General features: G+C 52.8%; 3 protein-coding genes. 2 read left to right on the top strand and 1 reads right to left on the bottom strand.

Annotated elements, in window-relative coordinates:
- The first annotated feature begins 92 nt into the window (after positions 1 to 92).
- Together BM036_RS19530 and BM036_RS19525 are read left to right on the top strand one after the other, a co-directional pair.
- Positions 93 to 1499 (top strand): pilus assembly protein, encoded by a 1407-nt coding sequence (locus BM036_RS19530; RefSeq protein WP_091855291.1) that lies wholly within the window; start codon positions 93 to 95, stop codon positions 1497 to 1499.
- A gap of 73 nt (positions 1500 to 1572) precedes the next feature.
- Positions 1573 to 1986, top strand: coding sequence for a type IV pilin protein (locus tag BM036_RS19525; RefSeq protein WP_091855290.1), 414 nt, complete (start codon positions 1573 to 1575; stop codon positions 1984 to 1986).
- Positions 1987 to 2072: 86 nt separating this feature from the next.
- Here the strand turns inward: BM036_RS19525 and BM036_RS19520 are convergent, their stop codons facing one another.
- Complete coding sequence (locus BM036_RS19520) at positions 2073 to 2669, bottom strand: GspH/FimT family pseudopilin (RefSeq protein ID WP_091855289.1); 597 nt, start codon at positions 2667 to 2669, stop codon at positions 2073 to 2075.
- Positions 2670 to 2751 lie beyond the last annotated feature (82 nt).

The following is a 2751-nucleotide window of genomic DNA, read 5'->3' as shown; positions in this document are numbered from 1 at the left end:
AGAAATTGCCAAAGCTATTGAAATCGTTTTTTGGTCATCCGGACCTGGCTTATATCTCTGGATGATGTTCGCTTACTTTATTTCGGGTTAGTATGCCTGGCGAATTCCTGAATCCAGCGCCGGGCAAGAGCTACGCACCCGTTAGCGAACTGATGGATCCGGAATATGACCACCGATTCTTCGTGGATGGCACACCGACGATTGGTGATGTTTATATAAATAATCAGTGGAGTACACTTTTATTGGGCACCACTGGTGTGGGCGGACGAACGGTTTTTGCTCTGGACGTGACAGACCCAGAATCGTTTTCATCTGATGATGTACTTTGGGAGTTTACCGACTCGGACTTGGGACGCGGTGTCAGTGACGCTCAGATTGTGCGCCTCGATAACGGGAAGTGGGCTGCTGTATTTGGCAACGGGTACAACTCCACATCTCATGAAGCAACTTTGTTCGTGGTGGATATAGAGACCGGCGGCTTGATTAGCAAAATTACTACTGGGGAAGGGGACGTTACTGAACCAAATGGGCTAGCAGCTCCTGCAATTATGGTGGACCCGCGCTCCGGTGTCGCGCTCCGGGCCTATGCCGGGGACCTTCAAGGGAATGTTTGGCGCTTTGGTCTCGGAGGTTCGAAGAATGCGGCGCTGCTCTTCGAAGCATCGGATGAAACCGGAACCCCACAGCCCATTACTGCGGCACCCAGACTTGCATACGTCCCAGGTGGATCTATCTCTGAAGTGGTCGTGTTGTTCGGTACCGGAGCCTATTTCCGTGTCGGCGACAAGAGCGATGTTCAGGTGCAGAGTCTTTATGGCATCTACGACAATGGAAAGGTTTCCTCCATTGATCGCGACGATTTGCTTGAACAGCAGCTTACGAACCTCGGGACGGTGGAATATTCAGTCGATACTGGCGCTACCTCGGAAGTCCAGCAATTGAAAGTTCGCTCAGTATCCAATCATTCATTAGGAAAATCAGATAAAGGCTGGGTCCTGGATCTGGATACATCAGCCGGTGAAAGGGTTATCAGTCCGGCTGACTTTCCCTCTGGCTATCCCGTTAAGAGGGTTCGCTTCAGTACGTTAATTCCTGAGAATAACGCTTGTGGGTCGGGTCAGACTGGCTGTGTTCTGGATATAGATCTTAAAACCGGCGGCAAGACCGACGATCATGTATTCGATCTAAACCGTGATGGGAGATACGATCTCGGGGATGCGGCTGAGTCAGATATCGTCAATGGCGTTTGTAATGTGACAAGTGGTGAGCGACTCACTGTGATCTCTGAAAATGGCAACGACAGACTCTTGGATTCTGAGATCCAGGAGGTTGATGACGATTATGACGGTCCGATTGTTGACCCCGATCCGGATCCCGGTGACCCGGACGATCCGGACGACCCGGATGATCCGCAACCAGGCCCCCCCTGCACGGGTCCACTGTGTATTGAGGGTAATGATATGGGGTTTGGTCGACAGAATTGGGAAGAGCTGCGTTAACGATGTATGGGGCGGTTTCGCCGCCCCTTTACACTTTGCGCAGGCATCAAATAGCTTGACCAGGGCAGAAGTAATGACCATAAACAGCAATCGGGGATTCACCCTAATCGAACTCATGATCGTAGTGGCGATCATTGGCATAATCGCGGCGATTGCCTATCCCAGTTACCAGAACCATGTGGAGTCCACCCGCAGAACAGCAGCGCAGGGTGATTTGATGGAATTGGCTCAGTTTATGGAGCGCCAGTACACTAACGGCTACACCTATCGCCCGGGGAATGCGGATCCTGCTTTGCCATTTACAGCACAACCCAGGAATGGCGGAGCGGCGTTCTACAATTACGGCTTTGACAATATTGCCGATGACAGTTTTGTTTTACAGGCGACGCCTGTTGGTGGTCAGGCAGGCGATGACTGTGGTTGGCTGAGAGTTGATGAGACAGGCAATAGAACGAGCGAGTCCGGCGACCCGGACTGCTGGAGATAGCGTCCGTAATTCTTCACTTACCCGACTACCTGACGCTGAACAGGACAGGACAGGACAGTGGCGACGCGGCGCGACCTCTCGTTGCGTCACCCGTTTGAGCAATTTAACGGATTCCCCTCACTGTCCTCAGGGACGCCATTGCCATCATTGTCCTGTGCCCACCGAGTTCTGCCGTTCATGGTAAAAATCAGCCGTCGTATGGCTGCGGGCGTGGTGCTTTCTCCTCTCGGACAGTAGGTAAGGTTGCCCATAACGCCCGGGCTGTAGCCGAGCCCATTAAACTGGACCCTTTTCAGAAAGCCGGGGCGTACGAAGACCTTGCCTGCCGTAACTTCGGGGACGGTCAATAAGACCTTTTCCGGGCCGCTGAGGGCGCCGTCACCGTCAGAATCCGGAAAGCTCATCAACGCCTGGCTCCAGTCTGATGAGCATACCCCGGTGGCTATATCCAGCGGACAAATTACCACGCTCTCTCCACGTTTGATGGCCTCGGCACGGGTAAACTGAATCGCCCGGTAGATCTGCTGTGTGACGGATTTCGCCTGGCTGAGTTCGATCAACTTGCTGCTTGCCGGAATAGCCATGGAAATAATAACGGTCAGTATGACCATGGTGATGAGCAATTCTAGAAGGGTAACCCCGGTTTGATTCGCAGATCGGTGATTCACGCTGTTAATGGCCAATTAAAATGACCCACTACTGGCCATTAATTTTGACCCACCTCCGAGTGGCCGTCAGGCCACAGAACCAGCTACTGTCCCCGGC

It is taken from the genome of Marinobacter segnicrescens (assembly GCF_900111555.1).
GTDB classification, from domain to species: domain Bacteria; phylum Pseudomonadota; class Gammaproteobacteria; order Pseudomonadales; family Oleiphilaceae; genus Marinobacter; species Marinobacter segnicrescens.
This window is presented reverse-complemented; position numbering and strand designations above follow the sequence as displayed.

Bases quoted from the DNA above. Each gene is read 5' to 3' on its own strand.
- BM036_RS19525 (WP_091855290.1), top strand. From the start codon at position 1,573: ATGACCATAAACAGCAATCGGGGATTCACCCTAATCGAACTCATGATC.
- BM036_RS19530 (WP_091855291.1), top strand. From the start codon at position 93: ATGCCTGGCGAATTCCTGAATCCAGCGCCGGGCAAGAGCTACGCACCC.